This is a genomic window from Paenibacillus sp. DP01, assembly GCF_044784315.1.
Taxonomy (GTDB): domain Bacteria; phylum Bacillota; class Bacilli; order Paenibacillales; family Paenibacillaceae; genus Paenibacillus; species Paenibacillus polymyxa.
This window is the reverse complement of the sequence record NZ_CP173059.1, coordinates 786,343-812,017: the sequence shown is the minus strand read 5'-3', so window position 1 is coordinate 812,017 and position 25,675 is coordinate 786,343. Positions and strand designations below refer to the sequence as shown.

23 protein-coding genes are annotated in these 25,675 nt (G+C 45.6%); 9 read left to right on the top strand and 14 right to left on the bottom strand.

What is annotated here, in order from left to right; translation table 11 throughout:
• Positions 1-50 precede the first annotated feature (50 nt).
• Together ACH59B_RS03635 and ACH59B_RS03630 are read right to left on the bottom strand one after the other, a co-directional pair.
• A complete protein-coding gene (locus ACH59B_RS03635) occupies positions 51-2,057 on the bottom strand; it encodes a beta-galactosidase (protein ID WP_404303343.1) in 2,007 nt (668 codons plus the stop codon).
• A 100-nt stretch (positions 2,058-2,157) separates the two neighbouring features.
• Positions 2,158-3,552: an MFS transporter gene (locus ACH59B_RS03630; protein ID WP_016819398.1), complete on the bottom strand. Its 1,395-nt coding sequence runs from the start codon at positions 3,550-3,552 to the stop codon at positions 2,158-2,160.
• A gap of 173 nt (positions 3,553-3,725) precedes the next feature.
• Here ACH59B_RS03630 and ACH59B_RS03625 point away from each other — a divergent pair, with 173 nt between their 5' ends.
• A complete protein-coding gene (locus ACH59B_RS03625; protein ID WP_016819399.1) occupies positions 3,726-4,640 on the top strand; it encodes an AraC family transcriptional regulator in 915 nt (304 codons plus the stop codon).
• 155 nt (positions 4,641-4,795) lie between these two features.
• Here the strand turns inward: ACH59B_RS03625 and ACH59B_RS03620 are convergent, their stop codons facing one another.
• Positions 4,796-5,884 (bottom strand): site-2 protease family protein, encoded by a 1,089-nt coding sequence (locus ACH59B_RS03620; RefSeq protein ID WP_016819400.1) that lies wholly within the window; start codon positions 5,882-5,884, stop codon positions 4,796-4,798.
• A gap of 333 nt (positions 5,885-6,217) precedes the next feature.
• On the opposite strand from ACH59B_RS03620, the gene ACH59B_RS03615 reads away from it, so the two are divergent.
• Together ACH59B_RS03615 and ACH59B_RS03610 are read left to right on the top strand one after the other, a co-directional pair.
• A complete protein-coding gene (locus ACH59B_RS03615; RefSeq protein ID WP_016819401.1) occupies positions 6,218-7,168 on the top strand; it encodes a macrolide 2'-phosphotransferase in 951 nt (316 codons plus the stop codon).
• Positions 7,169-7,333: 165 nt separating this feature from the next.
• Positions 7,334-10,699, top strand: coding sequence for a DEAD/DEAH box helicase (locus tag ACH59B_RS03610; RefSeq protein ID WP_016819402.1), 3,366 nt, complete (start codon positions 7,334-7,336; stop codon positions 10,697-10,699).
• 114 nt (positions 10,700-10,813) lie between these two features.
• Here the strand turns inward: ACH59B_RS03610 and ACH59B_RS03605 are convergent, their stop codons facing one another.
• From ACH59B_RS03605 to ACH59B_RS03595, 3 genes are all read right to left on the bottom strand, one after another.
• On the bottom strand, positions 10,814-11,773 hold the full coding sequence (locus ACH59B_RS03605; protein ID WP_016819403.1) for a ring-cleaving dioxygenase: 960 nt from the start codon (positions 11,771-11,773) through the stop codon (positions 10,814-10,816).
• 38 nt (positions 11,774-11,811) lie between these two features.
• A complete protein-coding gene (locus tag ACH59B_RS03600) occupies positions 11,812-12,438 on the bottom strand; it encodes a nitroreductase family protein (RefSeq protein WP_016819404.1) in 627 nt (208 codons plus the stop codon).
• Positions 12,439-12,557: 119 nt separating this feature from the next.
• A complete protein-coding gene (locus ACH59B_RS03595; RefSeq protein ID WP_016819405.1) occupies positions 12,558-12,929 on the bottom strand; it encodes an MmcQ/YjbR family DNA-binding protein in 372 nt (123 codons plus the stop codon).
• 499 nt (positions 12,930-13,428) lie between these two features.
• On the opposite strand from ACH59B_RS03595, the gene ACH59B_RS03590 reads away from it, so the two are divergent.
• A complete protein-coding gene (locus ACH59B_RS03590) occupies positions 13,429-14,358 on the top strand; it encodes a ketopantoate reductase family protein (protein WP_257127076.1) in 930 nt (309 codons plus the stop codon).
• A 91-nt stretch (positions 14,359-14,449) separates the two neighbouring features.
• Here the strand turns inward: ACH59B_RS03590 and ACH59B_RS03585 are convergent, their stop codons facing one another.
• Complete coding sequence (locus tag ACH59B_RS03585; RefSeq protein WP_404303338.1) at positions 14,450-15,010, bottom strand: NADPH-dependent FMN reductase; 561 nt, start codon at positions 15,008-15,010, stop codon at positions 14,450-14,452.
• 333 nt (positions 15,011-15,343) lie between these two features.
• Between ACH59B_RS03585 and ACH59B_RS03580 the strand changes: the two genes are divergently transcribed.
• On the top strand, positions 15,344-16,231 hold the full coding sequence (locus ACH59B_RS03580; protein ID WP_263559868.1) for a DMT family transporter: 888 nt from the start codon (positions 15,344-15,346) through the stop codon (positions 16,229-16,231).
• A gap of 178 nt (positions 16,232-16,409) precedes the next feature.
• Here the strand turns inward: ACH59B_RS03580 and ACH59B_RS03575 are convergent, their stop codons facing one another.
• The 6 genes from ACH59B_RS03575 to ACH59B_RS03550 form a co-directional block, all read right to left on the bottom strand.
• On the bottom strand, positions 16,410-17,417 hold the full coding sequence (locus tag ACH59B_RS03575) for an AI-2E family transporter (RefSeq protein WP_013369319.1): 1,008 nt from the start codon (positions 17,415-17,417) through the stop codon (positions 16,410-16,412).
• Positions 17,418-17,472: 55 nt separating this feature from the next.
• Positions 17,473-17,889 carry a phosphate-starvation-inducible protein PsiE gene (psiE, locus tag ACH59B_RS03570; protein WP_016819410.1) on the bottom strand — a complete coding sequence of 139 codons (417 nt, stop codon included), beginning with the start codon at positions 17,887-17,889 and terminating at the stop codon, positions 17,473-17,475.
• 88 nt (positions 17,890-17,977) lie between these two features.
• Positions 17,978-18,472 (bottom strand): DedA family protein, encoded by a 495-nt coding sequence (locus ACH59B_RS03565; RefSeq protein ID WP_016819411.1) that lies wholly within the window; start codon positions 18,470-18,472, stop codon positions 17,978-17,980.
• A 22-nt stretch (positions 18,473-18,494) separates the two neighbouring features.
• Positions 18,495-19,004 (bottom strand): CDP-diacylglycerol--serine O-phosphatidyltransferase, encoded by a 510-nt coding sequence (gene pssA, locus ACH59B_RS03560; protein WP_102999263.1) that lies wholly within the window; start codon positions 19,002-19,004, stop codon positions 18,495-18,497.
• Positions 19,005-19,028: 24 nt separating this feature from the next.
• Positions 19,029-20,798 carry a sensor histidine kinase gene (locus ACH59B_RS03555; RefSeq protein ID WP_404303335.1) on the bottom strand — a complete coding sequence of 590 codons (1,770 nt, stop codon included), beginning with the start codon at positions 20,796-20,798 and terminating at the stop codon, positions 19,029-19,031.
• Positions 20,795-21,475 carry a response regulator transcription factor gene (locus tag ACH59B_RS03550; RefSeq protein ID WP_016819414.1) on the bottom strand — a complete coding sequence of 227 codons (681 nt, stop codon included), beginning with the start codon at positions 21,473-21,475 and terminating at the stop codon, positions 20,795-20,797. The genes ACH59B_RS03555 and ACH59B_RS03550 overlap by 4 nt, the downstream gene beginning before the upstream one ends.
• A 213-nt stretch (positions 21,476-21,688) precedes the next feature.
• Between ACH59B_RS03550 and ACH59B_RS03545 the strand changes: the two genes are divergently transcribed.
• From ACH59B_RS03545 to ACH59B_RS03535, 3 genes are all read left to right on the top strand, one after another.
• On the top strand, positions 21,689-23,032 hold the full coding sequence (locus ACH59B_RS03545) for a glycoside hydrolase family 30 beta sandwich domain-containing protein (protein WP_016819415.1): 1,344 nt from the start codon (positions 21,689-21,691) through the stop codon (positions 23,030-23,032).
• Between the two features lie 163 nt (positions 23,033-23,195).
• The gene (locus tag ACH59B_RS03540) at positions 23,196-23,591 is read left to right on the top strand and encodes a helix-turn-helix domain-containing protein (protein ID WP_016819416.1); all 396 of its coding nucleotides are present in this window, start codon (positions 23,196-23,198) and stop codon (positions 23,589-23,591) included.
• 268 nt (positions 23,592-23,859) lie between these two features.
• On the top strand, positions 23,860-24,306 hold the full coding sequence (locus tag ACH59B_RS03535) for a hypothetical protein (protein ID WP_016819417.1): 447 nt from the start codon (positions 23,860-23,862) through the stop codon (positions 24,304-24,306).
• A 106-nt stretch (positions 24,307-24,412) separates the two neighbouring features.
• Here the strand turns inward: ACH59B_RS03535 and ACH59B_RS03530 are convergent, their stop codons facing one another.
• The gene (locus ACH59B_RS03530) at positions 24,413-24,904 is read right to left on the bottom strand and encodes a phenolic acid decarboxylase (RefSeq protein WP_016819418.1); all 492 of its coding nucleotides are present in this window, start codon (positions 24,902-24,904) and stop codon (positions 24,413-24,415) included.
• 164 nt (positions 24,905-25,068) lie between these two features.
• Here ACH59B_RS03530 and ACH59B_RS03525 point away from each other — a divergent pair, with 164 nt between their 5' ends.
• The gene (locus ACH59B_RS03525; protein ID WP_016819419.1) at positions 25,069-25,617 is read left to right on the top strand and encodes a PadR family transcriptional regulator; all 549 of its coding nucleotides are present in this window, start codon (positions 25,069-25,071) and stop codon (positions 25,615-25,617) included.
• The last annotated feature ends 58 nt before the right edge of the window (positions 25,618-25,675 follow it).

The window sequence follows — 25,675 nt, the reverse complement described above, 5'->3', positions numbered from 1 at the left end:
GATACTATATAAAATGATTCGTACGTCGGTTTCAGCTCACTATTCATCATTTACGCTTCTTCGATAATTATAACACCCCAAGGCTCCAACTGGAGCATTTGTCCTTGGGTAACCCTCTGCTCTCCGATCAGCTCCTTGCCATCTCCGTGCGGATATATCACCGAGCCTGCTTGTTCGGAATAGTTAAAATAGTACCGGATCGTTCGCCCCAAATCATTCGTACCGGATTTGACAATGATCGGATAAGAAGCTTCCTGATCTAGTCCCCATACGCCTGCCTTTTTGGCTACAGAGCTCAATAGTTCGCGGATGACCGCCGAACTGACGATACAGCCGATGTAGGTCGCCGTGCCCTGACCATAGCGATTTTGCGTAATCGCAGCATATTTGCCCCAATGCGGGTGATCATAATAAGCTAATACTTCCGCTGTCGTTGGGGTAATCAGCTCCATCCACGTATCTACCTGATTGTCCTCTGCTGCCACTTTAAAAGGATTATCCTTAAGCGTCACGTTCTTTGGCTCCACAAACAAGCTGTAATGAATGCCGCAGGCTTCGCTAATCACACCCGGCTGCTGGGAAGTTCTTACCTGCACATGCTCATTCGTAAATCCGCTTCGGGATGTGTAAACTACATGACCGCCTTGTTCGACATAGCGGTTCAGCTTCTCCAGCAGTGTATCTGGCGCAGAATAGAGGCTCGGGACGATCAAGAGATCGTAGTCATCAAACGATTCCGTACCCGGATGGATGATATCCGTCCCGATATTCAGCTTGTACAGCTCGTCATACAAACGGCGTACGATATCGTTGTAATTCAATGGACTGTTCATATTAAACTTGAACCAGCTAATGGATGTCAACGCTTCGTTGCTGACCAGGATGGCTGTTTTGTTTTTCTTTTTCAAATTGACCAGATGTGGGGATAATCTCGCAAAATCCTTCCCTATCGTCTGTGCTTCCTCATACACAGGATTCGGTTCAAAATCATGGCTGAGCAGACCTTTCCAGTAGGTTTCGAAGGAATTATGAATGGAATGCCAGTGCCAGTAAGCTACCATATTGGCCCCGGAAGCCAGATGGCTGAACGCTTGCAGTCGCAATTGTCCCGGATAAGGAACCCAGTGTGTAAACGCCTGCGCCTCCGTTTCCAGCACCAGGTAATTATTCTGTTTTGTTGAACGTGCCACATCACCACCAAAGGAAATCTCAATTCCAGTCAGATCATCCTGGGATGGATGGTAAATATCTACACCTGTCACATCAAAGGCTTGAGATGCAGCAAAGTGATCCACATCCGGCTGAATCCCAAAGGAATGACCTCTCCACTCAAAATCAAAATTTTGCGTAACGAATTGGTCTGCCCGCTTATATTCATTGACAAGCGCAACCTGCCAGGCCAGGAAGTCCGTTACCAGCTTGCGCTGGAATTGGGAAAAGGCTGCGCCCAAGCTTCCATTAATCGTTCCGACCACCGAAGGGAAGTCCTCCCATCTATTGATGCGATTGCTCCAGTAATCCAAGCCAAATTTGCGGTTCAGCTCATCCAGTGATTCAAACCGCTCCCGCAAATACTTCACAAATTGTAATTGCACATTGGGACCGCTCGTATGGTAATGCTTCGTCTCATTGTCTGTCTGAAAGCCGATGACCGCCGGATGCTGACTCACCCGTCCAATCAGCTTGCGTATGATTCGCTCAGCATGGAACAGGTACACCGGGTTCGTAATGTCCATAATCTGGCGAGCTCCGTATTTGCCCGGCCCCTGAGGCGTTGTCGCCAATACATCGGGATGCTCCTTCACCAGCCAGGTGGGCACAGCATAGGTCGGCGTGCCCACTATGACCTCAATACCGGCTTTATGCATAGCGTCCAGCACCCGATCCACGGAGGTAAAATCAAACACGCCATTTTGCGGTTCATGTGTACTCCAAGTAGATTCGGCTATCCGCACCACGTTAATTCCCGCATCCTTCATCATTTGGATATCCTGGTCCAAACGGTCATAAGGCATATATTCATCATAATAGGCAACACCGTACAGCAGCTTTTTCATCGAGTCGTCCTCCTATAAGTTCATGGTAATTGTCATATCCCATTTCGCCTACTCCGTTTTCCATGGGATTTTTTTCGTGTTCAACTTATATAGCTTTGTTTCAAATACCGTGGCTGTTATGCGGCTTTTTCAGGGATGGAACAGATATCGTATTACCAGCAACATCCTGCTTCGTGAGATCCACCTGCTGTTGATTTTTTTTCGCACTTGCCAGCCAGCCCTCTACGTCTTTTTCCTTAATCTTGTACAGCCATGCGAACAGCCCTGCCGTAATTAAGGCCCCCACACCAGGCACTACCGCATAAAGCGCAAATATCCACGTAAGCACCTGTCCGGTCTGCGGTACATTCGGAATGTAGCCGACAAAGGCAAGCGCATAGGCAACAATTCCACTGGCTGCTGCTCCCCCCAGTTTTCCTGCAAACGTTTGGGTAGCAAAGGCGGTTCCGCTGGCACGCACCCCTTTTTTGAATGCGCCATATTCCACGCAATCGGCGGTAAACATCGGCACCATGAGCTGCGGTGCAGAGCTGAACAGGCCAAAAAGAACTGCAAATACGCATACTACAATGGGGTTGCTGTAACCGATTGCAAATAAGGACAGGCCTGTAGTAAACAATCCAAGCAAGCTGATAACATTCACTTTCCACTTGCCAAATCTTTTAATAATCGGCGGTAAAATTAAAGCGGTGAGCAGCTGCACACCCAAGGAAATGAACATGAGAATTGAAATATAGATAGGATTTTTCAAGTTATATAAGGCAAAATAGCTGACGACAATCCCTTGCAGATTGGTCATGGACAGTGTCATAAACGACATCAGGTAAAATAAAAGCTGCTTGTTTTGCATGGGATACGTCATAATCTGCTTGAGCGTAACCTTCTCTGCCTTGTTGGAATAACGCTCTTTGACATTAAAGCGAGTAAAGTTCATTAAAATCAAACCTGCTACAGCAACGATTAGCGCCAAAATTGGCCAGGAGATCTGATTGGCTACGGCTACCGAAGAGGAGGAGATGACCATAAATGCCAAGAAAACCATCGTTCGGCCTCTGGACATTAATAGATCACGTTCATGCGTATTTTTCGTCATCAGTGTAGCCAAGCCAAACCCAGGCGCATCGCTGATCGTGTAACACATTTCCCATACCAGATACGTGACAGCAATATAAATCACCTTGACGGTGAGTGACGCGTCACTCGGAACGAGAAAAATAAGTACAGTAAGTATTGGCAAAATAATAGAAGCCAGATTCGTCCAGGGTTTGAACAAGCCACCCCTTAGGTTGGCCCGGTCTATGATCACACCGAAGATCGGAGCACTAAGCGCATCCCATATACGGGCTAGTACGAATAAAGTACCAATAATAGAAACAGATATGCCAACATAATCCGTATAAAATAGCATTGCAAAAGAGGCAACCAGACAGAGAATTGCGTTACTCCCCAAAAAGTAAACGTAATATGACACACGTTCTTTCGATGTTGTTTCCATAGCTCCTCCTAATTACAATATGGCATCGCTTTCAAAATCACTACATATAAGCGATTTTTTTATGTAAAGGCTTATACTAGAACACTTGTAAGCGCTCTTTTATTATAGATAAATGTTAGGTACAATGAGATTGTCTAAGCGGTGTAAAATTTGCCCTAATCGAAGGTGATCTGATGATATTAAATCCTGATGTTGATCCAGCGCTATTCCACGATTGCCAATGGCTACCTATTATTGATTGGAATGTGAAGTTTTTTGGTGCCCATATTCACCGGGTCAAAGCGGATTGGTGCATGCCTGAGGAGTCCCATATCGGTTTTGAAATTGCACTCATTCTAGAAGGTCGTCAGGAAACGATGATGGAGAATAACGTATACTCGGTGGGGGAAGGCGATATTTTAATTATTCCGCCGGGGTTCAAGCATGTGAGCCAGTGTGTATCCCCTGATGGAATGTATTATTTTAGCACCCATTTTAATGTCGATGATCCATTGTTCCGTCAAGAGATGATTAAAAGCAATCAGCTCTTTTTCCCGGCAGGCACTGAAACCAATACCAAGCTGCAGAAAGTTGTCCATAGCTGGATCAGCATGGTGCGGGAGAACGGAGAATATACGACAGCGGACCGCTTTCGCATGCAGATTGCTTTGTTTGAGCTATTCGGGATATTCTCGCAAATGATTTCTACGGGATTGGAGCCGAGAATTGCACCTTCATCCGTTCAATATGCCAAGGCCATTATGGAAGCTATTCAATCGAGGTTCAAACCTTATCGAGAGGATGAATCTGGCGAGCAGACGTTCCGGCTTGAAGATGTGGCGGCTTCCCTTGGAATCAGTCCAGGCTATGCCCAGGAAGTGTTCCGCAAGGTTTACGGCTATTCACCACGTCACTATCTATCGGAAACCAAGCTGCATGAGGCTAAGGTGCTGATCCAGCAGCCCAATCTACCGCTAAACAAGGTAGCTTCCCTACTGGGATACTCCAGTCTGGCTCATTTCAGCAGACAGTTCAAGCGCTGGACAGGCACCAGCCCACTTAAGTACCGCCAGACGTTAAAACCGATTACTGATGAGCAGAGGAGCTAGAATAAGGAAGGATAGCAATGGCTCCACTGCGTTAATATCATATGAAAAAGAGCGCGACACCCTATATTCGGCTGTCGCGCTCTTTCTATTTTATTTTCTAATGAGTTTCATTGCCTTAATAATCTAAATTGATGGTGAAGTTCCTATCCTGCGAATCATAGCCTGATATCTCCTATGTGCTGGTGTACAACATACATCATCCCTATCAGGAATAAGGCCAAGCCCATATAACCGATACCGAATTTCCAGCGTGATGATGCGGGTACTTCGTAATAATTATCATTTTCAAACGGAATGTAGTCAATCCCACACAGCAATCTGAGCTGATACGCATCTGGGGTCGGTAGATGTTCTACACCGTTCAGCCATACATGCTGGACAAGACACTGCTGTGGCAGCAGAAGCGTATGCTCCACATCCAGACTCTCCATATATACCGTTACATATTGCTGCCCCTCCAGATCCGAGTAGGTATTAAAGGATAATCTGCGCGTATGCTCCGGTCCTGGTAGCGGATATCCTTGCTCATACAAATGCTGTACGTTAACCAGCGGCTTCTGTAATAACGACTGAACCTTGACGCCTTCTTTATTGCGTTTGACATATTTTTTGTATAAATCATAGGCAAATAGTGCCCAAATTAAGAAAAATAAAATGGATTTCAAATACACGATGACTACAATCCCACCCAGTAGACCCACCAGCCATAACCAGCGTGTCACTGCTGTAGAAATCCGTCCTCCATCAAGCGGATGAATCGGCAGCAAATTAATCAGGTTCAGGAAAAAACCGATATATGCTAGTGCATACAAAAGTGGACTGTCTGTTGCATACGCTCCTGCGTATACGGCCATAGCCCCAACTGTCCCCAATAACGGGCCGCCCATGGCCACGTAAGCCTCTGTCTGGGCATCCAAAGGCTGTCGTTTCATGGTGATTAACGCACCGAGAAATGGAATAAATAACGGTGTCGACACCGGAAGCCCCTTGCGTTTGGCAGCCAATACATGCCCCAACTCATGCACAAATAACAACAACACGAACCCAACTGCAAATCCCCACGGGTATATGATCGCATACGTGCCAATCGTAAATGCCATAGATATCAGCGCACCGCCAAATTTACTGAATTTTAAAAGGGCAAGTAACGATTTGCCTTTCAGCAGGAGCAATGCTGCTGCACTACCAAGATACCATTTGGATGAGCCGGATTTGGAATCGGTCTTATTGTCTTCTTTTTGCAAACGTATCCGTCTCCTTTCTCTAATACTTCCATTGTATCCTGCAATGTGCAGCTTGTAAAAACTTCTCTAACCCACAGATAAGCGAACTGGGGAAGCCATGTACATTATTCCGCATATTGTAGACATCCTCCAATGTCGGATGGTATATTAGGGCTGGGTTAGATACCCTATTTTGTAAAAGGAGGTTTGCTCACTCATGTGTACTCACTACATGCGTCTCAGATAAAAGGCTAGACTTCTCAATGAAGCTCAACCCGTTTTTCACATGAAGGGTTGAAGCTTGTTTAAGTTACCTTTTTTAAGGCCAAATCTGAACAATGAGGTGTGTTTCATATGACTGAAAAGCGTCCCTTGACTAACCCGAATGACGTTAGCGATATATTGGCCCTTGCCCAAAGCAATGGGCTTCACATACAACATGAAGGATTGGAACTCAATGAATCCGGGCTGGATTTCCGAGCCGTATTCGCCAAAGACATCCACGATACCCCTTGGGTTCTACGTACACCGCGACGAGCAGATGTGATTCAATCTGCCGTTTACGAGCATAAGGTGCTTCGGATGATTCGTGATACTCTTCCTATAGCGGTACCTGATTGGCAAATATATAGTCCAAAGCTCATCGCCTATCCTCAGTTGGGGGGAACTCCCGCTGCTACTATTGATATGGAAACAAAAAGCTATGTATGGTTCATCAACCCTGACGCTCTGACGGATAGATTCGTTGCTTCACTCGCTAAAGCCTTAGCCGCGTTGCACCGGATAGATTACCAACGGGCAGCTGATTTCGGTGTTCGCGTAAAGCAGCACGACGAAGTTCGGCAATTAATGGCTCAGCGAATGGAAGAAACACGGCGCGTCTTTGGTGTATCCGAGGAGCTGTGGCAACGATGGCAGACGTGGCTAGCTGACGATAGCTACTGGCCGGCATATTCCGCATTTGTGCACGGCGATCTGCACCCAGGTCATATTCTAGTCTCTTCGAATACAGAGGTTACTGGAATACTAGACTGGACCGAGGCCGAAGTAGCTGATCCGGCAATTGATTTTACGAGTTACTATACTTTATTCGGAGAAGCAGAGCTTGCTCGTTTATTGAAGCTTTATGAGACAGCAGGCGGACGTGTATGGCCGCGTATGAGCGATCATATCGTCGAATTAACTTCAGCTTACCCTGTGCTTATCGCCGAATTCGCCCTTAAGTCTGGTGTGGAAGAGTATATGGATATGGCACGTAATGCGCTGGGAGTTCATGAGCAAGGAGAAGGGTTGCCCGACATATAATATAGCTATAGCCACCTGGCAGGCTTTGGTTCAATGACGGACCAAGACCTGCTTTTTTTCTTCTCTTCTTTTTCCTAAAGTTACGTTCCGCACTCAAGTGTCCTTCACCCGGTCTGTTCTGTTATCATGTAGAAAACGGAATAACTCAGGAAAGGATTACGAACCATGAGTTTTGAACTTACCCGGCGAGCGATCAGACAACTATGCAGTCAATCTGCTTATGACGACGGGGATGCCTATTATCGGGCCAAAAAGGTGGCCTTTACACAAATAGATCATAATGAAGGTGTGTATGAAGCTACAGTCAAAGGAAACGGCTTTTATGCCGTTGCTGCAATGATCCGGCCCAACGGCAGTATCCGCGCGGAATGTACCTGTAGCTCATTTCAGACCACCGGACGTTATTGCAAACATATTGCTGCTGTTCTCCTTAACGCCTATGATATACGACGTGGAAAAAGTCTATCCGTACGCTCCTATGTCTCCAGACTTCATCCCGGCACTGCCCCAGATCCAGCGGGGAGCATGGGTTCAGACGGGATGTACACATCTACAGATGCCCCCAATGAACACACTGCTAGAATTTCACGATCCTCTGGCATCGCACAAGGGGATCTCCAGTTGACCGACAGTATGTTAAAACTATTCGGCCGCAAGAGACCGCTTCGCAGCACTCCTACGCTGCTGGATACTCGTGCGATCTTGGATTTTCAATTCGTCATCCGGCCTTTTGCCTACGGTTACCAAAAATATATGTTTGGATTGGAAATGAAGGCTGGACCCAAACGATTATACATCGTTCAGAAAATCCGTCCGTTTCTGGACAGTATCGACCGTGGGAATAGCTACATGTTCACGAAGAGCTTCTCTTACGAGCCTGAGCTGTACCGCTTCCGAGCTGAACATGATGCGATCCTACAGCAATTATCCCAGGTATGCCATCAGGAGCGCATGATTCGGGAAACCTCTGGTACGTATTCAGCCTCCGGCAGTCATATGAGTGGCGAGCGAATGCTTCTCATCCCGCCTGCCGCTTGGGATAGGCTGTTCCCCTTGCTGACAGCAGCACAGGGCGTCTATTTTGAAATTCACGGTAACATGAGCGAAGGTATTCCTCAGTCCGACCTGATGCTTCCGCTGCAATTTGAATTTGATGAGGCCGAATCCACAAGCGAAGGCTACCAGTTAAGCATTCAAGGATTAGATGACTTGACCATCATGGAGGACTACGGTGTCGTCATTGCCGATGGCAAGCTTGTCAAGCAGAAGGATGATTCCTTACGGCGTTTGTCCGAGTTAAAACGAATGGTCGAGGTACATCACAGACGAGCAGTCCAGATCGCACCAGAACAGATGGAAGCTTTTATGGATAAGGTCGTGCCCGGGTTAATGAAGCTCGGACGTGTCCATATGACCCGTTCTGTCTCAGAGCGGGTCGCCCAGCATCCGTTGAAGGCCAAGCTGTATCTGGACCGGGTAAGAGACAAACTACTGGCAGGATTGGAATTCCAATATGGAGACATCATCATCAACCCGTTGGAAACAGATGCACGAACGCCAGGTAACGACCGGATTCTGATACGTGATGGGGAACAGGAGCAACGGATTTTGGAACTGATGGAGCATAGCTCCTTCGCCAGAACAGACAGCGGATATTTTATGGAAGATGAAGATGCGGAGTATGACTTTTTGTACCATACGGTTCCACAACTGGAAAAGTTGCTGGACGTCTATGCCACGGGTGCAGTCAAATCGAAAATCAATAATACGCTGCCTGTCCCAAGAATACGGGCGGAGTGGGATGAACGTACGGATTGGCTTGAATTTAAATTTGATATTGAGGGTATACCGGAATCGGAAATTCGCAAGCTGCTCCAATCGTTGGAAGAAAAACAGAAATATCACCGTCTGCCGAATGGTGCCCTGCTGCCACTGGAAACAGAGGAGTACAAGGAATTAATTCGGTTCATGAACGAAACAGGTATCCGCAAAAGCGATCTGGATGCAGCGCAGATTCGAATCCCGGTCACGCAGGGTCTGTATTTAATTGATCCTCACGATCATGTAAAAAGCCTGACCTTGGGTAAAACCTTTCGCCAGCTGCTAGAAAATATACGCAATCCTGACCATCTCGACTTTCCAGTACCCGTCACGCTTGCCCCTATCTTGAGAGATTATCAGGTCTACGGTTTCCAATGGCTTAAGACCTTAGCACATTACCGTTTTGGAGGTATTTTGGCAGATGATATGGGGCTGGGCAAAACGCTGCAAAGCATTGCCTTCCTCGTGTCAGTATTGCCGGAAATTCGCAGTCAGCAGCTTCCAGCCATGATCGTGTCCCCTGCATCACTGGTGTACAATTGGCGGAATGAACTGGAGAAATTCGCCCCGCATATCCGCGTCATTATTGCTGATGGCAGCCCGGAGGAACGGAGCCGAATTATACGGGATGCCACCAGCTATGACGTTATTATTACTTCCTATCCGCTGCTGCGACGCGATGCGGATGTGTACAGCAAGCCATCGTTTCATACGCTCATTTTGGACGAAGCGCAGGCGTTCAAGAATCATGCTACCCAGACGGCACAGGCCGTTAAGGATGTACAAGCCCGTTACCGTTTTGCCCTGACAGGAACGCCAATCGAGAATACATTGGAAGAACTTTGGTCCATCTTCGACGTTGTATTTCCTGAGCTATTTCCCGGCGGAAAAAGAGCGTTTCACAACCTGCCTCGAAATGTGATTGCCAAGCGGGTTCGTCCGTTCCTGCTGCGCCGTCTGAAGAGCGATGTTCTTAAGGAACTGCCGGAGAAAATCGAATCCGTGCAGGTATCACGCCTCCTGCCAGAGCAAAAAAAGCTGTACACGGCTTATCTGGCCAAGCTCCAGCATGAAACGTTGAAGCATCTTAACGAAGAAGGATTTCAGAAAAACCGGATCAAAATTCTCGCAGGTCTGACCCGACTTCGGCAGCTCTGCTGTCATCCGGGCTTATTCATCGAAGGATATACGGGAAGCTCGGCCAAATTTGAACAACTGCTGGAGATTATTACGGAATGTCTCAGCTCCGGGAAGCGGATGCTCATTTTTTCACAGTTCACCACGATGCTTCAAATGGTCGGACGTGAGCTTTCTCGTGAGGGGGTCCCCTACTTTTACCTGGATGGACAGACTCCCGCCCCCGAACGAGTCGAGCTGTGCAGTCGCTTCAACGAAGGAGAACGCGAGCTGTTCCTGATTTCCCTCAAGGCAGGAGGTACGGGTCTGAACCTCACCGGTGCAGATACCGTCATTCTATATGACCTGTGGTGGAATCCCGCTGTAGAAGAGCAGGCTACCAACCGTGCACACCGAATGGGCCAGAAAAAAGTGGTGCAGGTTATTCGGCTCATCGCCCAAGGTACAGTAGAGGACAAAATGTATGAGCTACAGCAAAAAAAGAAAAATCTGATCGACCAGGTCATTCAGCCGGGGCAAGAAAGCCTTTCAGCACTGACCGAACTGGAAATTCGTGAGCTGCTCATGATCTAAACAGCTCTTCCGCGCTTATTTTTACACTAATGACATTCAGATACCAAAAGGTCCAATGAGGGTGGAAATCTTCCCGCATTGGACCTTTTGGTGTTCCGTATGTGATTGTCCAGCTTAAACCGGTTCATCCTGTTGGAGTACTCTAGGTTCGATGGGAACCAGATTAGACTCAATCTCGGCGCGCTGAGGCTCATACCATTCAGGCAGCATCAGCTTGTGCCCCAACTCATTCAATTCCTCATCCACCGTAAATCCGGGCGGATCGGTTGCGATCTCGAATAGAATACCGCCTTGCTCGCGGAAGTATACGGCATTGAAGTATTGGCGATCTACAATGCCACTGGTCCCAAAACCATGCTGACGAACCCATTCGTCCCACGCCTGATGCTCAGTATCGTCCTGCGCGCGCCACGCAATATGGTGAACCGTACCGGCGCCGCCATTCCCCCATGGTACATCTTTGACCGGAATGTCGATCAGGTTGCCTAGATCCCCAGTCGTCTGATAACGGATATAGCCTGCATCTGCGTCTTCTCCGATGGGAGTCATGCCCAGAACATTCTCCAGCACGCCTTGGGTGTGCTTGGAATCCGCACTGTAGAGCACTGCTCCTCCAAAGCCCTTGATCGCTTTATCTGTAGGCACGCCTCCGGCTGTCCACGTATTCACCGGGCCTTCCTCGCGCTCCACCAGTTCCAGATGCAAGCCCTCATTGTCTCGGAACTGGATGAATGACTCGCCAAAACGAGTAGCCTTCGTGAAGGATACCTTTAAGCTGTGCAGACGGTTTTCCCAGTAATCCATTGAGCCCGGCGGCACAACATACGTCGTAATCCCGACCTGTCCGCCTCCAATTTTACCCTTGCGTGTACCCGGAGCCGGAAAAAAGGTAATGATCGTGCCCGGGCTGCCTTTTTCATTCCCAAAATACAAGTGATATACTTCTGGAGCGTCAAAGTTAATTGTCTTTTTGATCAATCTCAAACCAAGCACACCTGCGTAAAAGTCAACATTGCCCTGTGGATCGCCTGCAAAGGACGTAATATGGTGAATTCCAGCGGTTTTCAAAGACATCTCAATCACTCCTTAATGAACATGATGATTTACAAATTTCAAAATCCATTGTAGCTAACAAACTGTCCAACCGGCTTGCGATATCCTCTTGCCCGTTGCCCCGATTCGTCCTCTTTCCCCAAGGTGATCATCATCACAGGCACAAATTGCTCGGGGATATTCAATACTTCCTGCACCTTCGCCGGGTCAAAACCGATCATTGGGCAAGTATCCCAGCCTTTGTCCTTGGCAATCAACATAAATTGCATAGCCGACAGGCTGGCATTACGAATCGCTTCTTCCCTCTGGAAGACAGGTCCTCGCTCGCGATAAAACTGAGTTACTGATTCTACGGTGCTATCATATTCCTGCTTGCTCAGAACACCCAAATTCAGGAACCCTTCGTTGAGGTCAGCTACCTTGGTATAAGCCTCTGTATCACCCAGCACTACAATGGTAGCCGAAGAGGTTAATATTTTATACTGCTTACTTGCCTCATCATGCAGCCTTTGTTTGATCTCTGCATCCTGCACTACGATATAACGCGCATGCTGTAAATTAAAAGCCGATGGAGCAAACTTCACCAGTTGAAATATCTCTTCCAGTTCTTTTGCATCTATAGTAACATCAGGAATAAATTTAGAAGCCGATCTTCTCTCTTGAATAACATTCACCAGTTCGCTCATATTCAGGTCCACTCCTTGATATTATTTTCAAATAAATTATCTTTAAATTAAGAATATATCTTTAGTGGTTTTCTGTCAAGTAAAACTATAAAAGTGTTACTAAGGGCTTCACCAGCCCTTTACAGATCCGTAGCCCGTATCCTCATCGTAATCGCTTCGCGTTGCGCTTTGGTTAAGCTTTTGAAGACCAGCTCATACGAATGGTCGATCATGCTGTACAAATCCTCCAACGGAAAGCTATTATCAACCTCTACCGTATTCCAATGCTTTTTATTCAAATGATAGCCTGGCTTAATTGCCTTGTTCTGCTGACGCAGGTTTTCTGCAATGACTGGATCACATTTCAGGGATACGTGGCTAATGCCATCTTTTTCAGTCAGGAGAGCAAACATCTTGCCCCCTACCTTTAGTACCAGGGGATCAGCTCCAAATGGATAATCCTTAACGGCCTCTTTTTGGCTCAGACCATACGCTACAATTTGCTCAAACACCAGCCTTCTCTCCTCTGCTCCAAGTTATCGGTCTATAAACTTATTTGCGCCCTATTATATCACCTTCATGCGCTCCAAATAAATCAGGTCCGTGCTACATGTACTAAAAAGAAAGTCATTATGGATACCATCGTATACACGCTGTTCGGATTGGATTTATATGGGACAGGAACCTGATATTCTGGTATACTTCCCTGAGAGGCTGTATCGATATATTCGAACGGTACTCTGGTAAGGTGTAATTTAATAAGTATAAGCGTGAGCCTATGGAGGTGAACTCGTTGGATTTTGCTCTGATCCGAAAGGACCGAGACAAAAGAACGGTCGCAAATTGACTCTTTTTTTGCCTTTCGGACCTTTTCAGCAATGTGCTGGAAGGTTTTTTGTTTTTCCAAAACCAAGGTAGGAAAGGATTTGAATGAATCATGACAAACTCGAAGGCGCTTAATGTTTTGCAACTAAAGGAAATGAAACAAAAAGTAAAGGCAGGTACCCTAGGATGCGGTTTCTAGTTGTGGGTGCAGGAGCTATTGGAGGCTATTTTGGGGGACGCCTGGTTCAAAAGGGAGAAGATGTAACCTTTCTCGTGCGTCCTTCCAAGAAGCTTCATTTGGCAAAAAACGGTCTGACGATTCAAAGTGTGCACGGAGATTTTCAGACACCGATCCAGGCTATTACCTATGGTGAAGCTGCTGAGCCATTTGACTGTATTATTCTCGCGGTCAAAGCGTACCATCTGCCTCTATTGCAGCCCGACCTTGCGCCTTATATCGGCAAAGATACCATGATTCTTCCTTTACTTAACGGTTATGAACATTTTGAATCTTTGCGCGAATATTTCGGAGCTGAAAAAGTGCTGGGTGGGCTTTGTTATATCGAAACGACGTTAAATCACAAAGGCACTATCGTTCAGACAAGCCCGTTCCATCGCATTGTTTTTGGGGAATGGGATGGAGCAAATTCAGAGCGTACGCAACTATTATGTAGCCATCTTGATCATGCAGGCTTCACCGTCACACACAGTCATGACATTCAGCGTGAAATTTGGCAGAAGTATATATTTATTGCCAGCATGAGCGGAATCACAACCCTCATGGGTAGCTCCGTCGGAGCTATACTCGCCACGCCCGAATCGCGTGCAATCTATGAAAGGCTACTGCATGAGATCGTCACACTCGCACGCAACGCCGATATGCCTATTCATTCAGAAATGGAAGCACATACACTAAAAACGATGGATTCCTTAAAGCCTGAGATGATGTCATCCATGCAACGTGATATGCAGAAAAATCTACCGGTTGAAGCAAGTCATCTGCACGGTGCACTTCTGGCATTGGCTTCTGGCAGTAATGTCTCATATCCGATACTTGAAACGGTGTATGCCCGATTAAAGGTCTATGAGAGCTTATTGAACACCTCTAACATTTAGATAACTGATGAATACCTGCTGCTGCATACGTAGTAGGTGGCCATCCGAAAAAGCAGATCCTTCTATGATGAAGGATCTGCTTTGAATTTTTCTATGCCTGTCCTCTGCATGCTTGCTCAAGCCCTTGAAGTAATGCTTTCAGCTCCTGTCTAGTATCAGCGTTTGTTATGGTGCCCTCTTGATTCAACTTCAATGTGATATGCGGAATAATGACCTTTCCATTTTCCACAATCTCTGCATTGATCATTTGCAATGTGAGCAGCAGCGAAGCATGAGCCAGGTTACCGCCCATAGGGGACGGCGAAGCGCTAATGACCGCTGTAGGCTTATTTACAAATTCACCTGAAGATACGAGCCAATCCAGGGCATTTTTCAAAGTACCCGGCACACCATTCCCATATTCAGGCGTACAGATCAGCACTCCATCGGCTTGTTTCAATTGCTCCCGTAGCTCTCTTACGGAAGCTGGCCCTTTCTCTACATCCAAGTCAGGATTAAAATGGGGCAGATCCCCCAATCCATCATAAACTATGAATGATATATTTTCAGAAGCCAATCCAATAGTAGCCTTAATAAGCGCGGTGTTGGAAGACTTTTGACGAAGGCTCCCCGATATAGCCAATACCTTAATCTTTTGTTCCATCCATCTCATCTCGTTTCTTTTCACTTGATCTAATCTTGATACTCAGTGTACTACAAAAGTTGGCCAGTAAGATGAGATAACGGGTAAAACAATAGATATACTGCCGCAAACAAGTGTGTTGTGATTACTCCGTCTTTTAACGAAAGCGACCGCGAAAAAGTGTCGGACAAATATCTAGTAAATAAACTATTAAATTCGATTTAAATAAATTGGACTGGTTATTTGTGTCGGGATTGGTCCTTTAGGAAAGTCCAATGGATATTTATAATTTATGAAGTTAACAATTCATTACGTTTCATTTCAGTCATACATTTTTATTGAGTGTATTTGGAGGGACAAGCAATGTGGTTTGCATACGCAGTAGGGGCTGCTTTTTTCTTTGGCTTACGAGGCATTCTTTACCAATGGACTTCTCAACGAACAATTAATCGAGATCTAATGTTTATTGGTGTATATATCTCTAGTGCAATTTTAGTTTTAATCATAAACTTATTTGTTAATCAAATATGGAGTAACGAAGTTTGGTTTGGTGTTTTAATGGGCGTCTTCTCTTTTTTGGCCAACACATTTCTGTATAAGGGATATGCTGTGGGGAGGGCTTCAGTCATTGCATTTTTTTCTGGATTGACGCCTGTAATTGTTGTCCTTTTAGCTGCATTACTTTGGGCAGAAAAGCTGAGTTCCGTGCAATTGGTTGGATTCTGTATCATAATCCTTTCTCTGCTCATCATCAGATATAAAAGAGATCTACAGGAAGGTACGTATCAAGGCTGGCAGTTTGGTTTATTGGCGATCATTTTTTATAGCTTTACGGACTTATCATCAAAACAAGCTTTACTAAATGGTGTTTCTATCCTACCACTCCTAACATTGATGTTTGCAACAAGCAGTATATTATTTTCTGGAGCTTTCCTAATTAATTTTAGTGGACAAAGACCTTCTTCAATTCAAGTAGGAATTAATAAACAAAGAGAAATTGTGAACCGTTGGACCCTTTCTAAAACCTTATGCTTAGGAATAGGAGTTGGTCTTGTAAATGTTTTAGCCATGGTACTTAAACTTGCTGCTTTTAATAATGGGGTTACCGGGGTTGTTTCTGCAATTATCGCCTTGAGTGTTGTTGTAGTATTGCTATATGCTCGTTTCTATCTGAAAGAATCAATGAGTAGAACGGAAATGTGCGGTGTAATCATAGCTATAATCGGAATCATAGTTGTAAAATGGATGTGAAAATTTAAAGGAAGTAAAACGTACCGTTGGACTCCTCCTGAAACGATGATGAGCGTCAGCCATCTTTCCCATGAATAAAATGAGGAATACCAGGAAATCAAAAAATGCCTGCGGCTTCGCAGGCATTCGTCATGAAAAATCAATGGTCATTACTATGTTCGTATCTGTCGTAAATAGATTAGGTATCCTTCTCTTGCTTGCGTTGTACCCCGATCAGGTCAAGGAAGAAAACAAACAACGGAATACCTACAATCAAGCCCCACACCCCAATCAGGTGCTCAGAGAAGATCAATACAACAAAGGTAAAGAAGATCGGTAAATTGGTTTTGGATGACATCAGCTTCGGGTTCAGGAAATAGGCTTCAATCGCATGAATAACTACGATCAGAATAACCAAGTAAATCACATAATTGATTCCCCCGACGCTAAAAGCAATCAGACCGAGCGGGATCAGGGAAATGAATACACCCGCCACTGGCACCAACCCCAACAAGAATATAATGAGCGCGAGGCCGAGCAGATTGGGAAAACCCATAATCCAAAGAGCCGTCGTCGTCAATATACAGTTGATGAGTGAAATCAATAGCTGAGCTTCCAGCACCTTCCCGAATGTCCCCAGAAACATGCGTCCAAAATGGCCCACTTCCTTGAAGAACCAACCCAGCTTACTATCCACAAACGTAGCTGTAAAGCGTGTAATATAGGATTTTTCCATCAGGAAGAACAAGCTCAAAATAATTGATACCAGCAGTTGTGTTCCCAGCTGGCTAATTTTCATTACCGCATTCCAGCCAGGCTCAAATAACCGCTGAACATTGAGCGTGTCCATAAATTCAATAATCGTTTCATTCCATTGGTTACGATCAGGATACATGTAGGCTTGCTGAATCATGAGATATACCTGCTTGACCTGTACGCTGATTAGCGGCACCATTCGGTAAACTCCCCACACGATAATCAGAATCAGCAACCCGTATACCAGTAGCAGCACGATCATAGGCGGTACATTGGCGAACCGCTTGATCAGCTTATTCACACCGTTATATATGCTGCCAATCAAAATCGTAAGCAGCAGTGTTAACAAAATAATATTCATCATGCTTCTTAACATGAAGAGCAGTAAAACGATTATCGCAAGGACGGCTGCCCGCCTGACGCCCGCATGATTCATCCAGTTTCTTACCATTCGTCTTTATTCCCTCTCTCCCACTTGACTGTCACCCTTGCAATCTTCCTCGGCATCAACTTTCTCTCTTTAACAACTTACTGTTAGCAATCAATAGAGAACCTACCATGACTAGGATAGCAATGGACCACCAGAATGTATTTTTAGCATCATCATGGTCCACAATAATGAGCCTGATGACGGCCGTAATCCCAATATAGATGAAATAACGTAATGGAAAATGAAAATTGGTTTTAAAGTACTTAACGATTAATGCAATGAATTCAAAATACAAAAAGAATACAAGCAGTTCTTCCGTAAATTCATAGTAATTTTTGTCGTCTTCTGTAGACAAGAACACATATGAAAATATGGCCCATGTTTCTTTTAGAAGTAAAAAGCTTAAAATCAGCCCGACCAGAAACAGCGAGATATTCAAGATCATTTGCAGAAAACCAGGTAACTTTTCAATATACTTCATTAATGCATTCAATACAGATCCCCTCACTGGTTATACAGGTTCTTTTATTTATATTATCGGTGCAATACGTGAAAAATGCTACATTACTTTTGCGGTCACCTTAATGAAAGTTTATATTGGCCCCGGCAATGTAACCAATGGAGATAAAGATCAGTGTCCATACCAGAGAACCGGCACTGGCCACCAGCATATATTTTCGTACAGGCATCGCGCTAATCCCCGACAAATAGCTTGTCGCATGTCTGACTCCTGGAATAAAATAACCGAACAAAATGGTCCACAATCCAAAGCGCGCAAACCACCCTTTTACCTTTGCAAACCGCTTTGGTGTCAGTCCCACCCACTTGCCGTGCTTATCTACCAGCGGCTGACCCAGCTTTTTGCCTAACGTGTAGCTGATCATCATCCCTGTCATCGCCCCAATGAAACTGACTAATATAGACACGGAATAATTCAGTACCATGATAGAGGATAGGTAGCCGACAAACACCATAATAATTTCATCAGGAACGGGTAGCCCTATAATTCCAAGGGCAAGCAGTGCAAAAATAGCAATATATCCGTATTGTGTAATCATGCTGATGGCCCATTCCATAGAGGCGCCACCTCCTGACCGATTATTTTTTGAAGGACGGGAAGGGAATACGGCTAACCATCAGGAACGACAGCACCACCATGAGTGCCAGCAACAATCCCGGCTTCAAATGCTCACTCCATAAAAACATAAAGGACAAAATCACGCCCGCAGCCGTAATAGGCATACCCACAAAGCCTTTGCTAAAAGCCATTAGGTTGAATCTCGCCAACCTTACCGCACCGCATATCACAAACAACACGGCTACAAGCGGTCCTATCCAGTGGGTATCCCCCAGCCTGTACTGCAAAATTAGAAAAGCAGGAGCAACACCAAATGAGACCACATCCGCCAGTGAATCAAGTTGCTTGCCAAAATCACTGGAGCAATGCAGCAGCCTTGCCAGCAAACCGTCCAGTACATCCCATAAAGCAGCCACTACCACGAGGGTAAAGGCGGTCATATATTGCTCATGAATCGTGAAGTATAGGGATAGGACCCCTGCCCCCAGGTTTGCAAGTGTGCAAAGTGAGGGCAACCAATTCCATTTCATACTTGTTAACTCCTTTGCCATAGCTTAGCCTCCGAATATAACGACAAAACGGACGCCGTCCTTGGTATTCTCCGCCATATAGCGGAATTCGTGTAAATCCAGAATTCGTTTAACGATCGATAGCCCGAGTCCTGTCCCACCTGTCTGGCGGCTGCGGGAGAGCTCGGCCCGGTAAAAACGATTCCATATCAGCTCCAACTGATCGTCTGGGATGGTCTCCCCCTTATTTTCAATGGAAAACGTATTGACTTCCCCGGAGCCTTCGATACGGATCGTGATCGAGCTTCCTTCCTCGGCATGCCGTATGGCGTTGACAACAAAGTTGATAATCACCTGTTCCATCCATCCTATATCGGCATGAATCGGCAGTTCATTGGCAGGAATAATGACCACTTCCAGCTGCTTCTCCTTCAACAGATGGAATAGCTTATCCACAACCTCCTCCACCAGCTCGCTCAAAATAAAGGTCGTTTTGCGAAGCTTGAGGGTTCCAGATTCCAATTTGGCAAGGTCCAGCATATCCTTGACCAATCGCTCCATTTTGTCCGCTTCCTCTACAATGACTTTCATATAATGATCCTGCTTCCCGGCGCTGACTCCATCTTGCAGTCCTTCTGCAAACCCTTTGATAATACTTAGCGGGGTTTTCAGCTCATGAGAAGCATTGGCAAAAAAGTCTTGTTGTACAGCCTCCATTCTCTGCTTCTGTTCCATGTCCTCGACCAATTGCTGATTGGCCTCCTGAAGCTCACGCAAAGCTGTGTCCAGGTTCTGGGACAGGGTATACATGCTGTAGGACAGGCTACCCAGCTCATCATTCTGCCGGATTGGCGTATGGGCTGTAAAATCGAGCTTGGCCATCCGCTTGGCGGTATTATTCAAAGTAATAAGCGGACGGGTTACCATTCGGGAATAGAACAGGGACAAAATCAGAATAAGTGCAAATCCGCCGATCCCCAGATACAGATAAAACCAGCGTAGAGCCTCATTCGTCTCACTGATTTCCTGCAACGATGTCACAGTGAACAAGAGGTCGATCTCGCCTGTGCTCTGACGAACAGGATGGACGATAACGGCATTTCGTACCCCTGTCCAAGGTTCCGTCCACTCTTCCTCCAACACCTCGAAATTTTTAAGTTTCTCCAGATGATCCTGGGATAAAGGAAACCATTCCTCCAGCGCACTATACAGCAGACCTTGGCGCTGACTCCATGTTTTCAGATCCGGCAGCACAATCTCTGTCACCGTACCGGACAGTCTTACACTGTCATCTGTGCTTGTCTCATCTGAAATTGATCCTATATTTTTGAAACCAAGCTTCTGTATGCCTGATGGATAAATTAAATAGGCAGAGGAGATGCCGTCAGTTCCCAACATTTCACCTTCAACGGTCACCGTGTCACCAGGCTGAATCCGCGCAGCTCTCAGTTCATCTCCGTATTCGCTCATAAACAGAGACAACGATATTTTAACGATTTTACCATCTGCTTTTCTGAGATTGATATGAAACGCATCATCCAGCTTTACTTTGCCGTCCAGCGTTACAATCGCCAGCTGATTTTTATTCTGAAGCATAAAACGAGCTGCCTCACGCGAAACCCTGCCAGACCCCCAAGCTTCCTGGACATAACTTTGACCGAAGCTTTGCAAACGACTTTCCACACGCCCAATCTTCTGTTTCTGATAAAAATTTTCAAAAAATAGCAATTGACTTAAAATCACCATTCCGTAAAAACACAGGAAAAACACAACCGTCATAATGAACAACTTAAAGGTAACTCCCCGTTTGTTCATTCTTCCTCCTCGAACCTGTAGCCTGTACCAAAAACCGTGCGGATATGGCGTGATTCACGGCCCAGCTTACTTCTCAGCTTTTTGATATGCGTATCAACAACTCGTGTGTCCCCTTCAAAGTCGATACCCCACACCCGGTTCAGTATCGCCTCCCGTGAAACAACTATGCCTTTGTTATGTATAAGCAGCCGCAGCAGCTCATACTCCTTGGGCGTCAGTTCGACTTCCGCCTGATCCACTTCAAGCCGATGAGCCATCGTGTTGAGCATAGCACTGCCGAACCGCAAAATATGCGACTCCGGCTGCACATGTCCCTCTACCCGTTTCATCAGCGCGTTCGCGCGAGCAATCAGCACCTTGGGGCTGAAAGGCTTGGTCACGTAGTCATCTGCCCCCAGCTCAAAGCCCAATATTTTATCATCATCACCGGATTTGGCCGTCAGCAAAATAATCGGTACACCTGAATGGCTGCGTACCTGACGGCATACTTCCCAACCATCCAGCTCAGGCATCATAATATCGAGTATAATGAGTTCCGGCTGCACCGAATCAAACCAGAGGAGTGCATCTTTTCCATTGCCTGCTTCATAGACTTCCCAATTATTTTGTTTAAAATAATCCGCAATCACTTCACGAATACGTATCTCATCCTCCACGAGAAGAACTCTTTTATTCAAATCGACTTCCCTCTTTCGGTCATTCTAGGACAACAGCATATCAAAGAGATGTGTACTTTATGTGTTCTCGCCACTTCTTATTTACGGAAACTTCTCATCCGCAAATTTCACCTTGGATAAGGGCAAATTTGTCTTCGCTCAGACCATCTCTTCCCCTACGATCCTACCCTATAATAAGTAGAGATACAAAAAGATTGAACAGGAGGGGTACACATGAGCAATCAAACCATTCAGTGGTTTTCCACTTCCAAAGCTAATGCTTGGCAATCCCAAGCTCATCATTTGACCCAAACCCAAGAGAGTGCCAACCTAACCTTTACAGGAGAAACATATCAGCTTGTAGAAGGCTTTGGCGGCTGTTTTAATGAATTGGGTTATGTGGCCCTGAATCATTTGGACAGCGAAGAGCGGGATCAGGTGCTTCATGCTCTCTTTCACCCGGAGGGCGAGCACAAATTCACGATATGCCGACTTCCTATTGGAGCGAGTGACTACGCGCTGGAATGGTACAGCCATAATGAAACGGACGGCGACATAGAGATGAAGCACTTTTCCATTGAGCGCGATCAGCAATATCTCATTCCTTTTATTCGGGAAGCGTTACAACTCAATCCAGACTTGAAGCTGTTCGCCTCACCCTGGAGTCCGCCGACATGGATGAAATCACCGAAAGCCTACAATTACGGAACGTTGCGCTGGGAAAAGGATATCTTGAAAGCGTATGCATTGTACTTTGTCAAATTTGTTCAGGCATACCGTGAGGCAGGCATTACGATTCATCAGGTTCATGTTCAAAATGAAGTCATTGCTGATCAGAAATTCCCTTCCTGCGTATGGACCGGAGAACAACTACGTGAATTTATTCGCGACTATTTGGGGCCTGCTTTTGAAGAACACGGACTGGATACGGAAATTTGGCTGGGTACTATTAACGCTCCCGATCCGTGGGAGGAATTAATGAAGAAAACTTCAACTGGCTTCGATGAGTATGCCCATACCGTATTGAGTGACCCCGAGGCCTATAAATATATTAAAGGTGTAGGTTATCAGTGGGCAGGTAAAAATGCCATTCAGCGTACCGTAGCCAGCTATCCTGAGCTTCGTTATATGCAGACCGAAAATGAATGCGGAAACGGAGAAAACTCATGGGACTACGCCAAATATGTATATAACCTGTACCAACACTACTTCACCAATGGCGTGAATGCTTATATTTACTGGAATATGGTTTTGGAACCGCGAGGCAAGAGCACATGGGGCTGGGAGCAAAATTCGATGATCACCGTTGATCCAGCAGATCGAAAACCTATGCTGAACCCGGAATATTACGTTATGAAGCACTTTTCTCATTTTGTATTGCCAGGGGCCAGACGCATTGGAATTCAAGGTTCATGGGCTGGAAATGCGGTTGCTTTTCAAAATACAGGCGGACAAAGGGCTTTGGTCATCGCCAACCCGTTCAAGGAATCTCGCGTGCTGAATCTGTCTGTCGGAGAAATAACACACCGTTTAGGGCTGGAGCCGGAGTCCTTTAACACCATCGTTATTCCTTCTTAAACGTCGTAGATTTCTGGAAGCTTCCAGCCTGGCGCACATCATCAGATTGTGATTTCAGTCGATTCGTATCCCATCGTATGCATAGTTTCCAAAATGGATGTATCTCCTTTTGCGTACTGTAGTTATGCATAGTATACTTGGAATAACTACGGACAGGAGGTCGATGAACATCACAACTGTAAAAGACCGGATTGATTTGAAGCTGATTAATTGTGATAAAGAATTGACTCTCGCGGTCATCGGTGGCAAATGGAAGCTGATTATTTTGTGGCATCTTGGTATGGAAGGCACCAAGCGGTTCGGTGAATTGAAGAAGCTGATCCCCCACATTACGCAAAAAATGCTGACCAACCAATTGCGCGAGCTGGAAGAAGATCAACTCATTCTGCGTAAAGTCTATCCTGTCGTCCCTCCACATGTGGAATATTCACTGACGGAGCATGGCGAAAGCCTGATCCCGGTACTGCGAGCGATGTACGATTGGGGATCTAACTATCGCGAGAACGTGATCTGGAAAGAGGAAAAAGAAGAAGCCATTCAGGATGTAACACCCGTGTGATTCAGCTAAACAAGCATTTTGCAATGCAGATATATATTTCTTGTAAAGACGACCCTGGGGTGACCTGGGGTTGTTTTTTGTAATATACAGACCATCGTCAAGATAATGAAAGAGACGGATACAAGTATCCGTTTCCATTGCCATTAAAATCCGTTTTCCGCTACATATTCTTTTTTTACGCTTATATTCATGATTTACATTACATCCGCTGTGACGTATGATTCTTCCATCCCTATTACAATGATCCCGAGAAGGAGGCCGTTCCAGTATGAGCCTGACGCTTGCCCAGCCCTCAACGCTGCAAACGACGCAATTATGCATTGGTTCCATGGCAATTATCCAATACGACCATCGTCAATTTCCTGATCCTGAACAGTACCAACACCATTGCTGTGGCTTGTTTACTATGTCGTGTAACGGCGCTCAAGGCGTGGCGGAATATAAGCTGCCTGAAATTAAAGGCACCTTTGATCTCGTCCGCTGGGCTTCCGTATTTACCTCGCTCAAAGGTCTGTCCTTGACCGAGACCGAACAATATATTAAACACCGCGCTGATCACTGGGGACCTGTTAAAACAGAGCTGGCTCTATCTGCCCTATCCGATCTGGCTGCCCATGCGAACTCGTACATTCTCTCCCCAACAGCGACCACCCTCCACCCTCGGATTAGTCGTTCATATCTTATCGAGCATGGACTGGTCTACTATTCATTCTAGCTATCGTCCACCACTGCATAGGTAATCCACTCTCCAGTTTACGTAAAAAAGCCTGAGACTGCTTACCACAGGCTCAGGCTGTACAACTTCCATTAACCATGTTCGATTATGCTTGCAACTTCCCTGCGCGAATGTCGTCTGTCATTCCAGCGTAAGGTGCCTGAGAAATCAATTGTTCGTTGTTCACACCTGCATTTTCAATGAATGTAATATCCGCGAATTCAGGAACTACATACTTCGGATAGGTTTCATACTTTTCACGCGATTCTTCCATCAGCGGAATAAAATCGTTTTGGTAGCGTACCGTGATTTCTGGATGCTCATGAACCCATTTAGGGAAGAAAATAATGCCATGCATACGTTTTTCCTCAGGCATAAAGTTTAGGGAAACGTCTGTGCCTGTCGGTTCGGTCCACGATACTTTATACACATTCTCTACCAGCTTCACCAGATTGACCTTCTGATCACGTACCCAGCGTCCGCCTACCATACCACTATGAATGCGATAATCAATCGTATCCTCATTTTTAATATATATTTCGTACTCCCAACCATTCTCATAGGTGTAAATCATGTGACTGCCGATAAACTTGTCCATCTTGCATCCTTCTTTCCTTATTATGAGTTTATGAATTGAACAAGACACCAAAATAATAAATAATAATCATTCAAACATGTAAATATAAACATGTTTTAAGATACATATAAATTGTAGCGCTGTGATATACTATTGTCAAATACCCCATTGCGAGGAGAGCTACGTTGAAACGCACATTAAAATATGCCATTTTGGGTCTGGTTCACAAAGAGGAAATGAGCGGCTACGATATTACGAGCCAATTCAAGCAGGAAATTGGACAATTTTGGAGTGCTAAGCACAGTCAGATTTATCCCGAGCTCAAAAGACTGACCGAAGAGGGACTCATTGAATATCGCACCTCCATTACAGGAGCCAAGCTGGAAAAGAAGCTGTACTGTATTACCCCCAAAGGGACCCAAGAGCTGACCGAATGGCTGCTAAGCGCCAAAGAGTTACCGGAAACAGAAAAGGATGAGTTTATGCTCATGCTGTATTTCTCAGCAGCCATCCCCAAGGAAGAAAGTAAGCGCTTGTTCGAGGATCAGATTGCCAAACGTGAAGAAAAGCTGGAATACCTGTACGAAAGTAAAAATTCTCTCCAGCGGCTGGACGAGAACTTTCAAGTACCCGGCTCTAGTCAATTCGGTCATTATTTGGTGCTGAGCCGTGCCATTAATCGGGAAGAAAGCTATATTACGTGGCTGAAAGAAACACTGTCTCTGTTTAAATAGACTAAAAAACCTTCAATTCCACTTAGGTTCGTGGTATTGAAGGTTTTTCTATAACAGA